A 15,702-nucleotide genomic window follows, 5' to 3' on the forward strand; every position below is an offset into this window, starting at 1 on the left:
GACCCGACGTTTGTCAGCCTTCGCTAACCACAGCGATCTTGCGTGGCTGCACCGATTCACGCTTGGGAATCACGATTTCCAGCACACCATGCTTCGTGCGGGCCGAAATCTTGTCCGCCTCGGCAGAATCGGGCAGACCGAACCGGCGGTAGAAAGAACCATAGGTTCGCTCGATCCGCTTGTAGTTCTTGTCTTCCTCGGTGGCTTCGGTTTTCTTTTCGCCCTTGATGGTCAGCTGACCATTTTCCATATGAACATCAATGTCTTTGGGATCCACACCAGGCACATCGGCGTGGATCACGAACCGATCCGGTTCTTCCTTGATATCCACACTGGGCGACCACTCGGCCGTCGCGGTGGAACCCTCACTGCGTGAAAGTTCACGTTGCAGCTGGGACAACAGACCAAAAGGCTCATAACGAACGATCGACATAACACACCTCCTGTCGCTTACATTCAACAACTGAGTAACAGGCCGCGCACCCAATTGATTTTCAAGGGTTTTGACAGCCTTGGTGCTTATTTGTGGTCGGGCGTGAAAATTTCAAGAGGGTGAATTCAAGCAAGATAAACACGCTTTGAATCGAATCGGTGGCGTGTTCCTAAACTTGACCGTACTGATGGGCAGCCCCCACCCAGCGTTGAATCAGTGGCTTGATAGCCGGGCTTTGCGCGGCAATGAGTTCGTCGGCCAGTTGTCGCGCCGTGTCCAGCAAAGTGGCGTCGCGGACGAGATCGGCCACGCGCAGTTTGGCCAGACCCGTTTGCCGCGTACCGAGTATTTCACCCGGCCCGCGCTGCGCCAGATCCGCCTCGGCCAGACGAAAACCATCCTGGGTTTCGCGCATCAGACTCAAGCGCGCACGCGCTTTATCGGAAATCGGCTCATCGAACAGCAGGACGCAATACGAATCCGTTCGTCCCCGCCCGACGCGGCCACGCAATTGGTGCAATTGCGCCAAGCCCATGCGGTCGGCGTTTTCGATGATCATCAAGGAGGCATTGGGCACATCCACCCCGACCTCAATCACGGTCGTGGCAACCAACAAATCTACTTCATGCGACTTGAATCGTGCCATTTCGGAATTTTTTTCGGCGGCACTCATGCGGCCATGCACCAACCCGACCGTCAAATGCGGCAGTTGTTCCCGCAGCAGTTCGGCGGTGGATTCGGCGGCCTGGGCTTCAATGCGCTCGGAGTCTTCCACCAAGGGACAAACCCAGTAGGCCTGCCTGCCTTCGGCACAGACCGCGCTGATGCGTTCGATCAGCTGGTCGCGACGATCCGAGCGCACCAACGCGGTCGTGATGGGGGTGCGGCCCGGGGGTAATTCATCGATGATCGACACATCCAGATCGGCGTAGGCACTCATGGCCAGCGTGCGCGGAATCGGGGTCGCGGTCATCACCAGTTGATGCGGGCGATGCCCGGCGCGATCGGGATGCGTTCCCTTGTCGCTCAGGGCTAGGCGCTGGTGCACACCGAAGCGGTGCTGTTCATCGACGATCACGAGGCCAAGCCGGTCGAAGGTCACCCGTTCCTGAAACAGCGCGTGCGTACCGATGACCATCAGTGAACGCGCCTCCGCCAAGGCCGCCAGACTGGCGCGGCGCTCGCTCGCCGATTGCTGGCCGGACAACAGCTGCACATCGATGCCCAATGGCGCAAACCACTGCGAAAAGTTGCGCTGATGTTGCTCGGCCAACAGGGCCGTGGGGGCCATCAACGCCACCTGGTATCCCTGCTCGATGGCCGTCAAGGCCGCACCCGCCGCCACCAGCGTTTTCCCGGAGCCCACATCACCCTGAACCAACCGCAACATGGGTGAACCCTGCGCCATATCCGCCCGAATCTCATCGAGCACCCGCGTTTGTGCCTTTGTTGGCCGGAAGTGCAATTGGGCCAGCAATTCCTGATATAGCCGGCCCGGTGCGGATAATCGCGGCGCGTGATCCCGGCTCTGTTCATACCGTTTCAAGCGCAACGCCAACAAATGGGCGAGCAACTCTTCGACAATAATCCGCACAAAAGCAGGCTCGTCAGGGGTAGGAACCCCTTGCGCCAACACCGGTGCGTGAATCCGTTGCAAGGCCATGAGCAGGGAAGGCCAACCGAATTGATGTCGAATCGGTGCGGGCAGACATTCGTCCAGGTCGTGGAGCGCCACACTCAGGGCCTGCCCCACCAGCGATCGCAATTTTCCTTGGCTCAAACCCTCCGTCGAAGGATAAACCGGCACGATGGCTTCGAGTTGCGCACTACTGATCAATTCAGGCTGAGCCATTTCGAGCCCATTCGCGCCTTCTTTTACCTCGCCGAACAGCAGGTAACTCTGACCGGCCTGCAACGTCGGCCCGAAACGACCGAACTGCCAGAGCGTAATACTGCCCGTGTCATCGTAACCCTGAGCGACCTGCCTCGCCTTGCCGCGCATCAAGCTCTTCGCTTCACTGATTGTCACGTGAATCAAAGCCGACTGACCGACAAGATGAGCGCCAAGCGGCATAATCTGCCCGCGATTCTCGTAACGCAGGGGCAGATGCCAAAGCAAATCACCGATTGATTCGATTGACAGGCGCGCCAATTGGGTCGCCACCCGCGGGCCGACACCAGCAAGCGAATCCACCGGCAGGTGCAGCTTTTGGGGCGAAGAACGTTGATGCGTGGCAGTCTTGACCATAAATATGATGGGGTTATTGAGCGTTTATATACGCCAAAATAGTAATTCACTATATACTTTGACGATTGGTACCAGGAGAATTTCGGCAGCCGAATACATACGTGATGCCCGAAATTGGCATGCGGTGATGATTTATTCACGCGAAGCCTGCGATTTTCTACCCTGGTCGTTAACTCTGGTCGTTACTTGTGCCGTTACCCGAAACAGGTCAGTTTTCTTACATTTAACTATTATTGATGTGGAGGTTCCCGTGGCTGAAGGTCATACCCCTAAGGTAGATTCGAGTGCGAAATTTGTAGGACTGGTCGGCGCGGTATTGCTGCTGGCCGCCATCTACTATCTGGTCACCTCGCTGATTTATGTGATCACGGGCCATACCGCCGAGGATGGATTCGCGCCAAGCGCAACGAGCACTGAAGCGGCCGCCACCCCGGCGGCAACTCCTGCCGAGACCGCGGCTCCGGCAGCAGCCACTCCGGTGGCAGCCACTTCCAGTGCCAGCGGTGATGCCGCCGCCGGCAAAACCAAATACGCCACCTGCGCAGCCTGTCATGGTGCGGACGGCAAGGGCAATGGCGGCGCCTTCCCGAACCTGACCAAACTCAACGCGGCGGATGCCGAAGCTATTTTGCATGCGTTCAAGAAAGGCGATAAAGCCTATTTGTCCAAGCATGGTCTGGGCGGGGCGCGCTATGGCACCATGGCACCGCAAGCAGCCGGTCTGTCTGATGCCGACATTGCTGACCTTGCCGCTTACATCGCTGAACTCGGTGGTCACTCGGCGAGTGCCGCCGAACCGGCAGCGGCGCCTGCGCAGGCGCCAGCAACTTCAACCACGGCATCAGCAAGTGCGGGTGATGCCGCCGCTGGCAAAACCAAATACGCCACCTGTGCTGCCTGCCACGGTGCAGACGGCAAGGGCAATGGTGGCGCCTTCCCGGATCTGACCAAACTCAACGCGGCGGATGCCGAAGCCATTTTGCATGCGTTCAAGAAAGGCGATAAAGCCTACTTGTCCAAGCATGGTCTGGGTGGCGCGCGCTATGGCACCATGGCACCGCAAGCAGCTGGCTTATCTGATGCCGACATCGCCGATCTCAGCGCGTACATTGCCGAACTCGGCGGTCACTCGGCCTCTGCCGCACCTGCTCCTGCCGACGCGGCTCCAGCAGCAAAACCAGCCGCCGCAGCAGCAGCGCCGACTCAGAAGATTGTTTCTTCAGAAGTGGTTGCCTGGGGTCATGCCCTGTTCTCCAGCTGTGCCGTGTGCCATGGTGCAGCGGGTGAAGGTGGCAAGCTCTTCGGTGCGCCGAAACTTGCGGGCTTGCCTTACGACTCCGTTGTGTCCCTATTGAATCTGTACCGCAAGGGGCAGCAAATGGGCGCGAACTCATACGCCATGATCCCTCAGGCCAAGCACCTGACTGATAGCGAAATCGCTGCACTGGCTTCCTACATCGCCGTGATGAATACTTCGGCCGACCATAGCGCGACTGCGACTGAATAATCACGCACCATGGTGCCTCTGACTTAAAAACCGCCGCACAGGCGGTTTTTTTATTCAACAGGCAATGCTAAAAGGCACACAGACAGCATGAAAAGCACGGCCCTATGCAAATAAGGAAACCACATGTTATTTGAAGCACGCAACGTCGCGGGTGAACCCGGCAGCGGTGTGCGTTATCACCCTGTCAGCCTTCAACTGGAGGCTGGAGAAATTCTCACGATCTATGGTCAATCCGGTATCGGGAAAAGCCAGTTTCTAAGGGCGCTTGCCGATCTCACTCCGCATACGGGTGATGTTCTGCTTGAGGGCATTTCACAGACGAAAATTCGCCCAGAACACTGGCGTAAACAGGTCGGTTACGTGCCCGCAGAATCCGGCTGGTGGGCAGATGTTGTCGCCCAACATTTTTCAGAACCGCCCCCGAAGGCCTGGCTGTCGTCGCTTTCGCTTCCCCCGGAATTGCTTGATGCCTCCGTCGAGCGTCTATCCACCGGAGAACGACAACGCCTGGCGCTTTTACGTGCACTTGTTCTGCATCCAAAGGTGCTGCTACTGGATGAACCGACCGCCAATCTGGATCAACGCAATGCCCAAAAATTGATCGAATTGGTCAAAACCTATGCCCAGACAGAACAGGCCGCAGTGATCTGGGTTTCCCACGATGCCGATGAACGCGCACTGCTCGGCAACCGCTCGCTTGAAATTCGCGCCGAGACAACCCATCAGGCCCATCACTCATGAATATTGAATCCCTCTCTGCAATTGATCTAGGTCTGGCGGCCCTGTTGGTGGTGGCGTTGGGCGTGGTCCAGTTTCTGATGGGTCTCGGCCTGCAGCGCTCGCTCGTGATCGGGACGGTTCGGATGACGCTCCAACTGTTACTGGTCGGGCTGGTGCTCAAGGCCCTGTTCGCATCTGCCAATCTGGCCTGGATCGGGCTGATGGCGCTGGTCATGCTGGCGCTGGCCGGTTACGAGGTAAGTGCGCGCCAGAAACGGCCGATCAAGGGCTGGCGAGGGTACCTGATCGGCTTGTTATCGATGGGCGTGACGGCAGCGATCATCACATTGCTGGCACTGATCGTCATCATCTCGCCCCAGCCGTGGTACACCCCACAGTACGCCATCCCATTGCTGGGCATGATTCTGGGCAATACGATGACGGGGATTGGTTTGGCATTGAATCACCTGACGCAAACCGCCTGGGCGAACAGGAGTCGAATCGAGGCCCGTCTGCTACTGGGGCAAACCGCCACACAGGCCATGGCCGACCTGCGCACCGAGGCGCTGCGTGCGGGGTTGATACCGACCTTAAACATGCTGGCGGCCGCCGGACTGATCAGCCTGCCGGGGATGATGACCGGCCAGATTCTGGCCGGTGCGCCGCCGATGGAGGCGGTGCGTTACCAGATTCTGATCATGCTGCTGATTACCGCGGCAACCGGATTCGGTTCGTTGCTGGCCGTGCATCTCGGCGCACGGCGGCTGTTTGATGATCGCCAGCGCCTGCGTCTTGAACGCCTGGGGCAGCGTAGCTAACCCCGGATCAGGATTTACTCGGTGACGTTGCTTGAATTGAGCAACAGCGAGCGCTTCATCTTCTTCGGCACAGGCAAGCCCATCAATTCGAGCACGGTGGCGGCAATGTTCGCAATCCCGCCGCCGGTTCGCAAACGCGGCTCGGTTTCGTCGATCAAAAGACACGGCACGGGGTAAACCGTGTGCTGGGTGTGTGGTTCGCCGGTCACCGGATCGACCATTTCATCGCAGTTGCCGTGATCGGCGGTCACGATGATGGAGTAGCCATGTTTCTGGGCGACCTGCACAAGACGGCCCACTTCCAAATCCACGGTTTCCACGGCCTTGATCACGGCATCACGCACCGCCGTATGACCGACCATGTCGCCATTGGCGAAGTTGACCAGTACAAAACCGTATTCCTCGCGCTCGACGGCAGCGATGGTGGCATCGGCCACTTCGTGGGCGCTCATTTCCGGCTGAAGGTCGTAGGTTGCCACTTTCGGTGAGGGGGCCATGTACCGGTCTTCACCGGCGAATGGTGTTTCTTTGCCGCCATTGAAGAAGAAGGTGACATGCGCGTATTTTTCGGTTTCCGCGCAATGGAACTGCTTGATGCCCGCCTGACTGATCACTTCCGCCAGCACATTCTTGGGCCGCTCGGGGGGGAAACCGATCGGAGACAAGAAACGGGGATCGTATTCGGTCAGGCAAGTCACCCGCACGGTTTGGTAATCGCCGCGGTCGAAACCGGAAAAATCCGTTTGTGCCAATGCTTCGGTAAGCTGGCGCGGGCGGTCGTTTCGGAAATTGAAGAAGATGACCGAGTCACCCGCCTTGATGGGCTCGAACGCCTTGAGCGCCGTCGGCAGAACAAATTCGTCGGTCTTGCCTTCGGCATAGGAAGCCTCCAGTGCGGCCTCCGCCGTCTCGGCATGAGGCCCTTGGCCACGCACGATCGTTTCCCATGCAAGGGCTGTCCGCTCCCAGCGCTGATCCCGATCCATGGCGTAATAACGCCCGCTGATCGTGGCGATCGCGCCACCGGCGGCCTTCAAGCTGGCCTCAAGCTCCGGCAGATAGGAGCGTGCGGACTTCGGTGCGGTATCACGACCATCGGTGATCATGTGCACCAGAGGGCGTGCGCCATGGCGGCTGGCCAGGTCGATCAGGGCCAGCAGGTGATTGATATGGCTGTGCACGCCGCCGTCGGAGACCAGCCCGATCAGATGCAGCGGGCGATGATCGGCCGCCGCTTTCTGCGCAGCTTCGACCAGTGCGGTATTCTCATAAAAGCTGCCGTCCGCAATGGCATCATCGATTCGCACCAGATCCTGACGAATCAGGTCGCCGCAACCCAGCGTGAGGTGCCCCACTTCGGAATTGCCCATCTGCCCATCCGGCAAACCGCAGGCCCGCCCCGACGCTTCGATCACGGTGTGCGGGTGATGCGCGAACAGATAATCGAGGTTGGGCGTGTGCGCCAGGGCGAAGGCATTGTTTTCGCGGCTGGGGTTGACACCGATCCCGTCCATGATGATCAACAGAACGGGATTACGGGGAGCGGTTCGTGACATGTGCTTTTCCTTCATAAATAAAAAATCGGAGCGGGATGGCCGCCCGTCATCATTTTTTCAACTCAAACCGGGCTGTCGGGCTTTTTGGGCGACGGATCGGATGGGTCGTCTGGTCCATTCTCCGGCTTGCTGTCCGTGGACGGCTGCTCGCCTTCTTCTGTGCGACCGGAAGTATCCGACGCGGGGGCATCCTGGTTTGCCGATGAACCGGACTCCAGCCGACGCTGATCGGCTTCCGCTTCATCAAACGCCTTGTCCATGTCCAGCGGTTCGTCAGCCTGTGTTTGCGCTTTGGCCTCGTACTCGGCATGGCGCGCGGAGACGGCCTCATCGGATTCATCATCCGCTGAGCCCGATTCTTCCGCCTCAACCTCGGCAGCGCGCGCCAGCTTGGCCTTATAGAAAAACCGGCTCACAAACAAACCGAACTCATACAACAGAATGATCGGCAGCGCCATCATGAACTGCGACAGCACATCCGGCGGGGTAAGGATGGCCGCAATGATAAAAGCGATCAGAATGGCGTAGCGGCGGAATCCAGCCAGTTTCTCCGGTGTCACCACACCCACGATCACCAGCAGAACAATCGCCACCGGCACCTCGAACACAAAGCCGAAGGCAAAGAACAATGAGGTGACAAAACTCAGGTATTCCCCGATATCCGGCGCAAAATTTACGTCACTGGGCCCCGCCGTACTCAGGAAACCGAACACCACCGGGAAAACGACGAAGTAGGCAAACGCTGCGCCAAGATAGAACAGAATCGTGCTGGAAAAAACCAGAGGTGCCACCAAGCGGCGTTCATGCTTGTACAGACCCGGCGCGACAAAGGCCCAGAGTTGATACAGCAGGTAGGGGATCGCAATGAACACGGCTGTCAGCGCCGTCAGTTTGAGGGGAATGAAAAAAGGCGAGGCAACCTGCACCGCGATCATCGTCGAGCCGGCCGGCATGTGCCGCGAAAGCGGATCGGCGAGCAAGGTGAACAGTTCATTGCGGAACGGGAACAAGGCCAAAAAAAGCACCAATACAGCCAGAACGCCCTTAAGCAACCGATTGCGCAGCTCTACCAGATGCCCAAGAAAACCGGCCATGCCGGTTTCTTCGACGACGTCTGCAAGACCGTTTTTGTCCGCCTCTCGTGACGAATCGCGTTCAGTCATGATGTTTTGCTATCGCTATCGGGTGAGGGTGATGGTTTATTGGCATCGGCGGTGTCGGATGGCGCATCTAACGGTTCAGCAGGCGCGAAGGGACGTTTGAAGGCCTGCCCCGAACTTTCTTCAAGCATCCGGATTTCTTCTTCGAAACTCAATGGGACAGACGTATGTGCAGTCGGCTTTACCGCGCCCGATGTGACATCAGCGTCCTTGCCGATTGCGGCCTGCTTATTTTCGGCAGAAACAGGCTGCTCAACAGGGGCCGCATCATCGATGGCCTTCAGAGGGCCACCCGCTGCTTCCTGCTCTGACTGGGCGGCTGCCCGGAAGCTTGCCTCCGCGTCGTCGACTGCACCCAGAACCTGGCGGCCGGACTCGTTCACTTCCTGCCGAGTCTCTTCCACCAAGGCGCGCAGCTTGGCAATCTCCGACTCCTGGGAGTTGAGAATGTCCTTCATATCCTGAAAGTTGAACTCGCTGTCCAGCTCGGCCTTTGCGTTCGCCACAAACTTTTTGATTTTGTGCACCCAAGTCCCGATCGTCCGCGCAAGACCGGGCAGCCGCTCGGGGCCGACCACAAGCAGGGCGATCACAAGAATCAGGAAGATTTCCCAAATACTGAATCCGAACACGGTTTGACCCTTGGTGCTGGCTTGGCTGCCGGTTTAACGGGCAACCTCAGCTTGGTTTGTTGCCAGACTGATCGTTCGCGTTTTGGCGACGAACGGCTTCACCTTCGATGACGCGGCTGGAGTCTGCTTCCTTATGCGCCAATGATTCCTTGCTGCCTTCACCTGCTGCGGTATCCGCGTCTTTCTTTTCTTCGTCCTTGACGGCGTTCTTGAAGCCCTTGATCGCGCTACCCAGATCGCCGCCCAGATTTTTCAGACGTTTCGTGCCGAACAGCAACAGTACAATCGCCAGAATGACCAACCAATGCCAAATGCTGAAACTACCCATTTTTCGCGCTCCTCAAATAATGAATCAATTCTTGATGTTACCAGTCTTGATGCCCCCAGACTTGAGGCTTTGGGGCCGATTGGCCTTTTCTTTAAGGCCGGACAGGCCAAATCGCTCGCCCAGCTCATCAAGCACCGCCTGATGAGACAGGCCCGCGTCGGCCAGCAACACCATACTGTGGAACCATAAATCAGCCATTTCGCTGACGATGGCCACGTTATCTGTGCTCACTGCGGCCAGAGCCACCTCGACGCCTTCTTCGCCCACTTTCTGGGCTATCTTGCTCCGACCTTTGGCAAACAGTTGCGCGACATAGGACGAACCGGGGTCGGCCTGCTTGCGCTGCTCGATCACGGCGGCCAACTGGGTCAATACGCTCTCTGTATTATTCGTGGCCATGCGCGCCTTCCCCATAAATTTCGCCCGGTGATTTTAATACAGGATCGGTGATCTGCCATTGCCCATCGACCAAACGGCGGAAAAAACAGCTTTCCCGACCAGTATGACAGGCGATACCACCGATCTGTTCAATCTGGAGCAGAATGACATCACCGTCACAGTCGAGGCGGATCTCCTGAACCCGCTGCACATGCCCGCTTTCCTCGCCCTTGTGCCACAGGCGTTGGCGAGAACGGGAAAAGTAAACCGCCTCGCCCGTGGCAACCGTTTGCTCCAGGGCAACTCGATTCATCCAGGCGAACATGAGGATGCGGCCGGTACGGGCGTCTTGCGCAATCGCGGGCACCAGACCATCGTCCGTCCATTGCACCGCGTCGATCCATGCCGGTAATGTCATTGTCGCACCTCGATTCCTGCTGCCGCCATGTTCGCCTTGGCCTCGCTGATGCGATAGGTACCAAAGTGAAAAATACTTGCCGCCAGCACCGCATCGGCGTGGCCTTGCAGGATGCCCGCCGTGAGATCGTCCAGATTACCGACCCCACCGGAGGCGATGACCGGCACCGGCACGGAGTCGGCAATCGCCCGCGTCAGCTCCAGATCGAAACCCTGCTTGGTGCCATCACGATCCATGCTGGTCACGAGCAGCTCGCCCGCACCATATTCGGCCATCCGGTTCGCCCATTCGACTGCATCCAAACCGGTCGGCTTGCGCCCGCCGTGGGTAAAAATTTCCCATCGCAGCGGCTCGCCGGGCTGGGACACGCGCCGGGCGTCAATCGCAACCACGAGGCATTGTGCGCCAATCGAGTCGGCAATTTCCTTGATCAGGTCGGGATTGAACACAGCAGCCGTGTTGATGGATACCTTGTCCGCACCGGCATTCAGCAATGAACGGACATCGGCGAGCGCACGGATACCACCGCCCACTGTCAGCGGAATAAAGACCTCTTCGGCCACCTGCTCGACAACGTGACGCATCGTGTCCCGCCCTTCATGGGAAGCGGAAATATCCAGGAAGGTCAGCTCATCCGCGCCTTCGAGATTATACCGGCGCGCAGCCTCGACCGGATCGCCCGCGTCGCGCAGCGATTCGAACTGAATACCCTTGACCACGCGCCCATCGGCCACATCCAGGCAGGGAATAATGCGTTTGGCCAAGCTCATTGTTTTTGGCTCATTCGGTAAAAGGCGGGACGCCGCAACGTTCATCAACCCGTGACTGCGCCGTGCCGAGGTCGATACCACCCTCGTACAATGCGCGACCGATAATGGCTCCGGCCACGCCGTCGTCGGCAGCATCGATCAACCGATCAATATCGGCCATATCCGTCATGCCCCCGGAGGCGATGATGGGAATACGCACCGCGCGTGCCAAGGCCCGGGTCGCCTCCATGTTCGCGCCCTGCATCATGCCGTCACGAGCGATATCGGTGAAGACGATGGAAGAAACGCCATCCTGCTCAAAACGACGCGCCAGATCGGTGGCATCGGTATTCGATGTCTTGGCCCAGCCATCAATCGCGACCTTGCCGTCGCGCGCATCGAGCCCGACGATGACGTGCCCCGGAAACGACAGACAGGCATCGCTGACAAAATGGGGATCGGAAACCGCCTTGGAGCCGATGATCACATAGGAAACACCCATCGCGAGATACTGTTCGATGGTTTCTTCCTCGCGAATGCCGCCGCCGACCTGGATCGGCAATTCAGGAAAAGCCGCGCAGATCGCCGCAATGCTTTCCCGATTTTTCGGGCTACCCGCAAAAGCGCCATCCAGATCGACCAGATGCAAACGCCGGGCACCCGCGTCCACCCAGCGTTGGGCCATCGCCACCGGGTCATCCGAGAATACAGTGTCGTCGTCCATACGACCCTGCTTGAGTCGCACACACTGGCCAGCTTTCAAATCAATGGCAGGAATCAACAGCATCAGAAGCGTCCTCGATACGCAAGATAGCAGTCGGGTTCAGTCGAAACGACCGTCCCAACGGGTAAAGTTTTTCAGCAGAATCAGCCCGTCATCGGCGCTCTTTTCCGGGTGCGACTGAATCGCAAAGACAGAGCCACGCGCCAATGCAGCGGTATAACGCAGGCCGTATTCCGTTTCGCCCACCGTCAACGACGCGTCTTCCGGGGCGCAATAATAGCTATGAACAAAATAGAAGCGGCTCATGTCCGCAACACCGTGCCACAAGGGGTGCGGGCGAACCTGCCTGATTTCATTCCAGCCCATTTGCGGGATTTTGAGCGCAAGCCCCGATGCATCCACGCCAGCCGGAAAACGCTGCACTGCGCCCTTGAACCAGCTAAGCAAATGAACCCCACCATTTTCTTCACTGTGATCGAGCATCACCTGCATGCCCATGCAGATGCCGAGAAATGGCCTTGTTTTAGCCGCTTCAGCCAATGGAGCAATCAGATCAAGGGATTTGAGCGCGGCCATGCAGTCGGCAGCCGCGCCTTGGCCGGGAAAAACCACCCGGTCGGCATTCAGAATATATTCGGCAGAATCGGTGATCCGAACCTCGGTGCCCGCAGGAGCCACGTGCTCCACGGCCTTGGCCACAGAGCGCAGGTTACCCATGCCGTAATCGACAATGGCAATGGCCTCGGCCATGGTTACAGCGAGCCTTTGGTCGAAGGAATCTGATCGGCCTGACGCGGATCAGGCGAAAGCGCCATACGCAATGCCCGCCCAAATGCCTTGAAAATCGTTTCGGCCTGGTGGTGCGCGTTATCGCCTCGAATATTGTCGATGTGCAAGGTCATACCCGCGTGATTGACCAACCCACGGAAGAACTCCTCCACGAGTTGCGTTTCAAACCGACCGATGCTGGCGCGCGTGAACGCGCAGGAAAACACGAGCCCTGGGCGGCCCGACAAATCGATCACCACGCGGGAAAGCGCCTCGTCCAACGGCACATAAGCGTGGCCGTAACGCGTAATGCCGCGCTTATCACCCACCGCCTTCGCCAAGGCCTGGCCGAACACAATGCCGCAGTCCTCCACCGTGTGGTGATCATCAATGTGCAGATCGCCCTGCGCGGTCAGATCCAGATCAATCAACCCGTGACGGGCAATCTGATCGAGCATGTGCTCAAAGAACGGCACGCCCGTCTTGAATTCCGCGCGGCCGGAGCCGTCGAGATTCATATGGAGTTCAATCTGGGTTTCCGCAGTGTTACGGGTTATTTCTGCAGTACGGGCAGGCATCATGGGGATTATCGTCTGATCACGTTATTCGAAGCGGGAGCATACAACGAAGTACCGCGCGTCGTCAGCAATTCACGCAAAAAATACACCGAAAACCACCGCAGGGGCTTGACGAACATCGGCGAATCGCGTTTAATTCGCGGCCTTGTCCGGCCAGATAGCTCAGTTGGTAGAGCAGAGGATTGAAAATCCTCGTGTCGGGGGTTCGATTCCCTCTCTGGCCACCATTACTTAATCAACACGCGTTTTGTTGCTGTCGTTTGAACCACAAACTTACCGAATGGTAAGTTTATGCTTCAAAACCTGCGTGGCAATTAAATGCTTCAACACTGAAGCGTCCAATTGTAGTGTTAAAGGCCGCCATTTTGGCGGCCTTTAACTTTTTCAGGACACCGTAGGGCCCCACATTTTCAATTCACCCGGTCTCAAGATCGACTCATCAGCGCCCCATCACTCTTTACAGCATCCATAATCTTCAGATATCTAGGGGCCGCTTTTCGGCCGAAGCGGACTAATCAACCCGCACCTGTACTTTCCGCTCTAACCTGAACAGCGGACGTCAGAAGCTCAATTTTCACGTCCTACACATCCAATTTTCGAGAGGTCAGCCATTCGACCATCGCCGGATCGCGATGCGAGAAGAACGCACTAGTCGCCGTATCCATTGCCGTGATTCTGTTCATGTCTAAGTCAGACAGTTCAAAATTCAGGACATCGATATTTTCCTTCATTCGCTCTTTACGTACTGATTTGGCAAGAGCGACAACGCCTCGTTGAACAACCCAGCGCAACACCACCTGACCCACGGACTTACCGTATTGTTTGCCGATTTCGGTAAGCACCGGGTTGGCAAACAGGTTATTGCGGCCTTCGGCAAAGGGTGCCCAAGCCTCCGGTTGTATACCGTTAGCCTTCATCCAGGGTACTGCATGTAATTGCTGGTTAAAGGGATTGACTTCGACCTGATTGACTGCCGGTTTTACGTGGTTGAACGCCATCAAGTCAGCTAGGCGATCTGGATGAAAATTGCTCACACCTATGGCGCGCACCTTGCCCGCTGCCTGCAATTCCTCCATGGCGCGCCAGGCTCCATGAACGTCTCCATAGGGTTGATGGATAAGATAAAGATCAAGGTAATCTAATTGCAGGCGATTCAGCGATCGTTCGAACTGCGCTTTGGCGCCTTCGTAGCTCGAATCCTGAAGCCACAATTTGGTGGTAACAAATAACTCGTCACGACTTACACCGCTCATTCTCAGTGCATTGCCTACCTGAGTTTCATTTTGGTATGAGGCAGCGGTGTCAATGTGGCGGTAGCCTGTATCTATCGCATCCACAACGGCACGTTCACAATCAGCCGGATTAGTTATTTGGAAGACGCCAAAACCCAATACTGGTATTTCGACACCATTGTTCAATTTTACTTTTAGCATAGTATTCCCCTTTCTGTTTTAAGCTAACCCCGTACTGCCTATCTCACGCTGTGCATATGTATAAGGTATGACTAAGTACGCGATAACAAATTGGCTTCGGTTGGTCGGTGGAAGTATGTGAATCTGCCCTGTATGCCAGAAACACTGATCAGTACGAATATCTCAGCGGTCAGTCTTGAAGTTTCGTTTTGACCGATATCCTGACTGTTAAATCATTACTATTGTTAATTTGAAATATCTGATTTGATTTATTGTTTCGTCGTTTAGCTCAGGTACTGTTCATCGTTCACCCTTTCAAACCAATTGGCTGAGACGCCATCCAATTGCTCCTGGATCGCGATGTGCGACATGGCCGTGGTCGGCGCTGCCCCATGCCAGTGCTTCACGCCGGGCTGGATTGTGACTACGTCACCTTGATGAATTTCTCTGATCGGTTCCCCCCACTGCTGAACACGGCCACAGCCCGCTGTAACGACCAAGGTCTGACCTAATGGGTGGTTATGCCAATTAGTGCGTGCACCGGGTTCGAAGGTCACGAGCGCACCACTGGTACGAGCTGGTTCTATGGAGTTGAACAGAGGATCAACACGGACAGTACCCGTAAACCATTCGGTTGGACCGGTAAACGAAGCCTGTGAGCCGTTGCGGGTGATGTGCACTGCTGCATTGGTTACAGATTGGGAATCTGAGGTTGCCATGTTTAACTCCTTGCGTTGCTTCAGGTTTAATCACAGCGATCGCAGCAGATAGGCTGCAGTCGTGCGCGTTCGGAAGGAATAACAAAGATAAGGGTGATCAGGAGCGCCAAACTGAGCATGATGCCGCCCCCTTCGATGGCTGCATCGATTTGTTGATTTAGTAGCGCCGCACCTGCAATTCCTGGCACCTTTGCAGCAGCGAAAGCGACGACGAGAATTCCTAGGCCGAGTGATCCGCCGAGTTGGTGAGCTGCATTGACTAACCCCGAGGCCGCTCCGTGATCACGGGGGGCGACACCAGAAACACCAGCGATAGTTAACGGGCCAAGTGCCCCTCCATTTCCAAGACCAATCAAGACCATGGGGAGGGCAATGTCCGTCGCATAACTGGCATCGGTTCCTGCCAAACTCAGCCATATCATTCCTACTGTCAAACAGCGTCGAAAATTGACCACCCAACAGCGTCCAATTTTGACCAGGGTATCAGGCTGATTTCTTGCGCTGTTTGAAGCGGTAGGAGTCGTTGCCGGTTTCAAGGATGTCGCAGTGGTGAG

General features: G+C 56.9%; 17 protein-coding genes, 1 tRNA gene and 1 pseudogene. 4 read left to right on the forward strand and 15 right to left on the reverse strand.

All coding sequences use genetic code 11. From position 1 onward, the window contains the following. Positions 1 to 13: 13 nt before the first annotated feature. The gene (locus PHD44_RS07880) at positions 14 to 433 is read right to left on the reverse strand and encodes an Hsp20/alpha crystallin family protein (RefSeq protein WP_290679473.1); all 420 of its coding nucleotides are present in this window, start codon (positions 431 to 433) and stop codon (positions 14 to 16) included. Positions 434 to 602: 169 nt separating this feature from the next. After that, positions 603 to 2,681: an ATP-dependent DNA helicase RecG gene (recG, locus tag PHD44_RS07885; protein ID WP_300190047.1), complete on the reverse strand. Its 2,079-nt coding sequence runs from the start codon at positions 2,679 to 2,681 to the stop codon at positions 603 to 605. Between the two features lie 250 nt (positions 2,682 to 2,931). Here recG and PHD44_RS07890 point away from each other — a divergent pair, with 250 nt between their 5' ends. From PHD44_RS07890 to fetB, 3 genes are all read left to right on the forward strand, one after another. After that, a complete protein-coding gene (locus PHD44_RS07890; RefSeq protein ID WP_300190049.1) occupies positions 2,932 to 4,188 on the forward strand; it encodes a c-type cytochrome in 1,257 nt (418 codons plus the stop codon). A gap of 123 nt (positions 4,189 to 4,311) precedes the next feature. Next, positions 4,312 to 4,929, forward strand: a complete 618-nt coding sequence (locus PHD44_RS07895; protein WP_300190051.1) for an ATP-binding cassette domain-containing protein — start codon at positions 4,312 to 4,314, stop codon at positions 4,927 to 4,929. Beyond that, entirely contained in the window at positions 4,926 to 5,726 is an 801-nt protein-coding gene (gene fetB / locus PHD44_RS07900; protein WP_300190054.1) for an iron export ABC transporter permease subunit FetB, read from the forward strand. The genes PHD44_RS07895 and fetB overlap by 4 nt, the downstream gene beginning before the upstream one ends. A gap of 14 nt (positions 5,727 to 5,740) precedes the next feature. On the opposite strand, the gene gpmI is transcribed toward fetB, so the two are convergent. The 10 genes from gpmI to hisB form a co-directional block, all read right to left on the reverse strand. Beyond that, a complete protein-coding gene (gpmI, locus tag PHD44_RS07905; protein ID WP_300190056.1) occupies positions 5,741 to 7,282 on the reverse strand; it encodes a 2,3-bisphosphoglycerate-independent phosphoglycerate mutase in 1,542 nt (513 codons plus the stop codon). Between the two features lie 62 nt (positions 7,283 to 7,344). Continuing rightward, positions 7,345 to 8,445 (reverse strand): twin-arginine translocase subunit TatC, encoded by a 1,101-nt coding sequence (tatC, locus tag PHD44_RS07910; protein WP_367182015.1) that lies wholly within the window; start codon positions 8,443 to 8,445, stop codon positions 7,345 to 7,347. Further along, positions 8,442 to 9,074, reverse strand: coding sequence for a Sec-independent protein translocase protein TatB (tatB, locus tag PHD44_RS07915; RefSeq protein WP_300190059.1), 633 nt, complete (start codon positions 9,072 to 9,074; stop codon positions 8,442 to 8,444). Before tatB ends, tatC begins: the two co-directional genes overlap by 4 nt. A gap of 46 nt (positions 9,075 to 9,120) precedes the next feature. Beyond that, complete coding sequence (gene tatA / locus PHD44_RS07920) at positions 9,121 to 9,402, reverse strand: Sec-independent protein translocase subunit TatA (protein ID WP_290679452.1); 282 nt, start codon at positions 9,400 to 9,402, stop codon at positions 9,121 to 9,123. Positions 9,403 to 9,426: 24 nt separating this feature from the next. After that, positions 9,427 to 9,801, reverse strand: a complete 375-nt coding sequence (locus PHD44_RS07925; RefSeq protein ID WP_300190062.1) for a phosphoribosyl-ATP diphosphatase — start codon at positions 9,799 to 9,801, stop codon at positions 9,427 to 9,429. Continuing rightward, complete coding sequence (gene hisI, locus PHD44_RS07930; protein WP_290679447.1) at positions 9,788 to 10,198, reverse strand: phosphoribosyl-AMP cyclohydrolase; 411 nt, start codon at positions 10,196 to 10,198, stop codon at positions 9,788 to 9,790. Before hisI ends, PHD44_RS07925 begins: the two co-directional genes overlap by 14 nt. After that, complete coding sequence (gene hisF / locus PHD44_RS07935; protein ID WP_012823014.1) at positions 10,195 to 10,968, reverse strand: imidazole glycerol phosphate synthase subunit HisF; 774 nt, start codon at positions 10,966 to 10,968, stop codon at positions 10,195 to 10,197. The genes hisI and hisF overlap by 4 nt, the downstream gene beginning before the upstream one ends. Before the next feature lie 10 nt (positions 10,969 to 10,978). Next, positions 10,979 to 11,734, reverse strand: a complete 756-nt coding sequence (gene hisA / locus PHD44_RS07940; RefSeq protein ID WP_290679442.1) for a 1-(5-phosphoribosyl)-5-[(5-phosphoribosylamino)methylideneamino]imidazole-4-carboxamide isomerase — start codon at positions 11,732 to 11,734, stop codon at positions 10,979 to 10,981. A 36-nt stretch (positions 11,735 to 11,770) separates the two neighbouring features. After that, the gene (hisH, locus tag PHD44_RS07945) at positions 11,771 to 12,421 is read right to left on the reverse strand and encodes an imidazole glycerol phosphate synthase subunit HisH (RefSeq protein ID WP_300190067.1); all 651 of its coding nucleotides are present in this window, start codon (positions 12,419 to 12,421) and stop codon (positions 11,771 to 11,773) included. A 2-nt stretch (positions 12,422 to 12,423) separates the two neighbouring features. Then, the gene (hisB, locus tag PHD44_RS07950; RefSeq protein WP_300190069.1) at positions 12,424 to 13,020 is read right to left on the reverse strand and encodes an imidazoleglycerol-phosphate dehydratase HisB; all 597 of its coding nucleotides are present in this window, start codon (positions 13,018 to 13,020) and stop codon (positions 12,424 to 12,426) included. 148 nt (positions 13,021 to 13,168) lie between these two features. On the opposite strand from hisB, the gene PHD44_RS07955 reads away from it, so the two are divergent. Next, a tRNA-Phe gene (locus tag PHD44_RS07955) sits at positions 13,169 to 13,244 on the forward strand. Positions 13,245 to 13,598: 354 nt separating this feature from the next. Here PHD44_RS07955 and PHD44_RS07960 read toward each other — a convergent pair. From PHD44_RS07960 to PHD44_RS07970, 3 genes and pseudogenes are all read right to left on the reverse strand, one after another. Further along, positions 13,599 to 14,450, reverse strand: coding sequence for an aldo/keto reductase (locus tag PHD44_RS07960; protein ID WP_300190070.1), 852 nt, complete (start codon positions 14,448 to 14,450; stop codon positions 13,599 to 13,601). 263 nt (positions 14,451 to 14,713) lie between these two features. Continuing rightward, positions 14,714 to 15,148, reverse strand: a complete 435-nt coding sequence (locus PHD44_RS07965; protein WP_300190073.1) for a cupin domain-containing protein — start codon at positions 15,146 to 15,148, stop codon at positions 14,714 to 14,716. 26 nt (positions 15,149 to 15,174) lie between these two features. Next, positions 15,175 to 15,702, reverse strand: a pseudogene (locus tag PHD44_RS07970) (hypothetical protein); the annotation flags it as partial.

This window comes from Halothiobacillus sp. (assembly GCF_028710545.1).
Classification (GTDB): domain Bacteria; phylum Pseudomonadota; class Gammaproteobacteria; order Halothiobacillales; family Halothiobacillaceae; genus Halothiobacillus.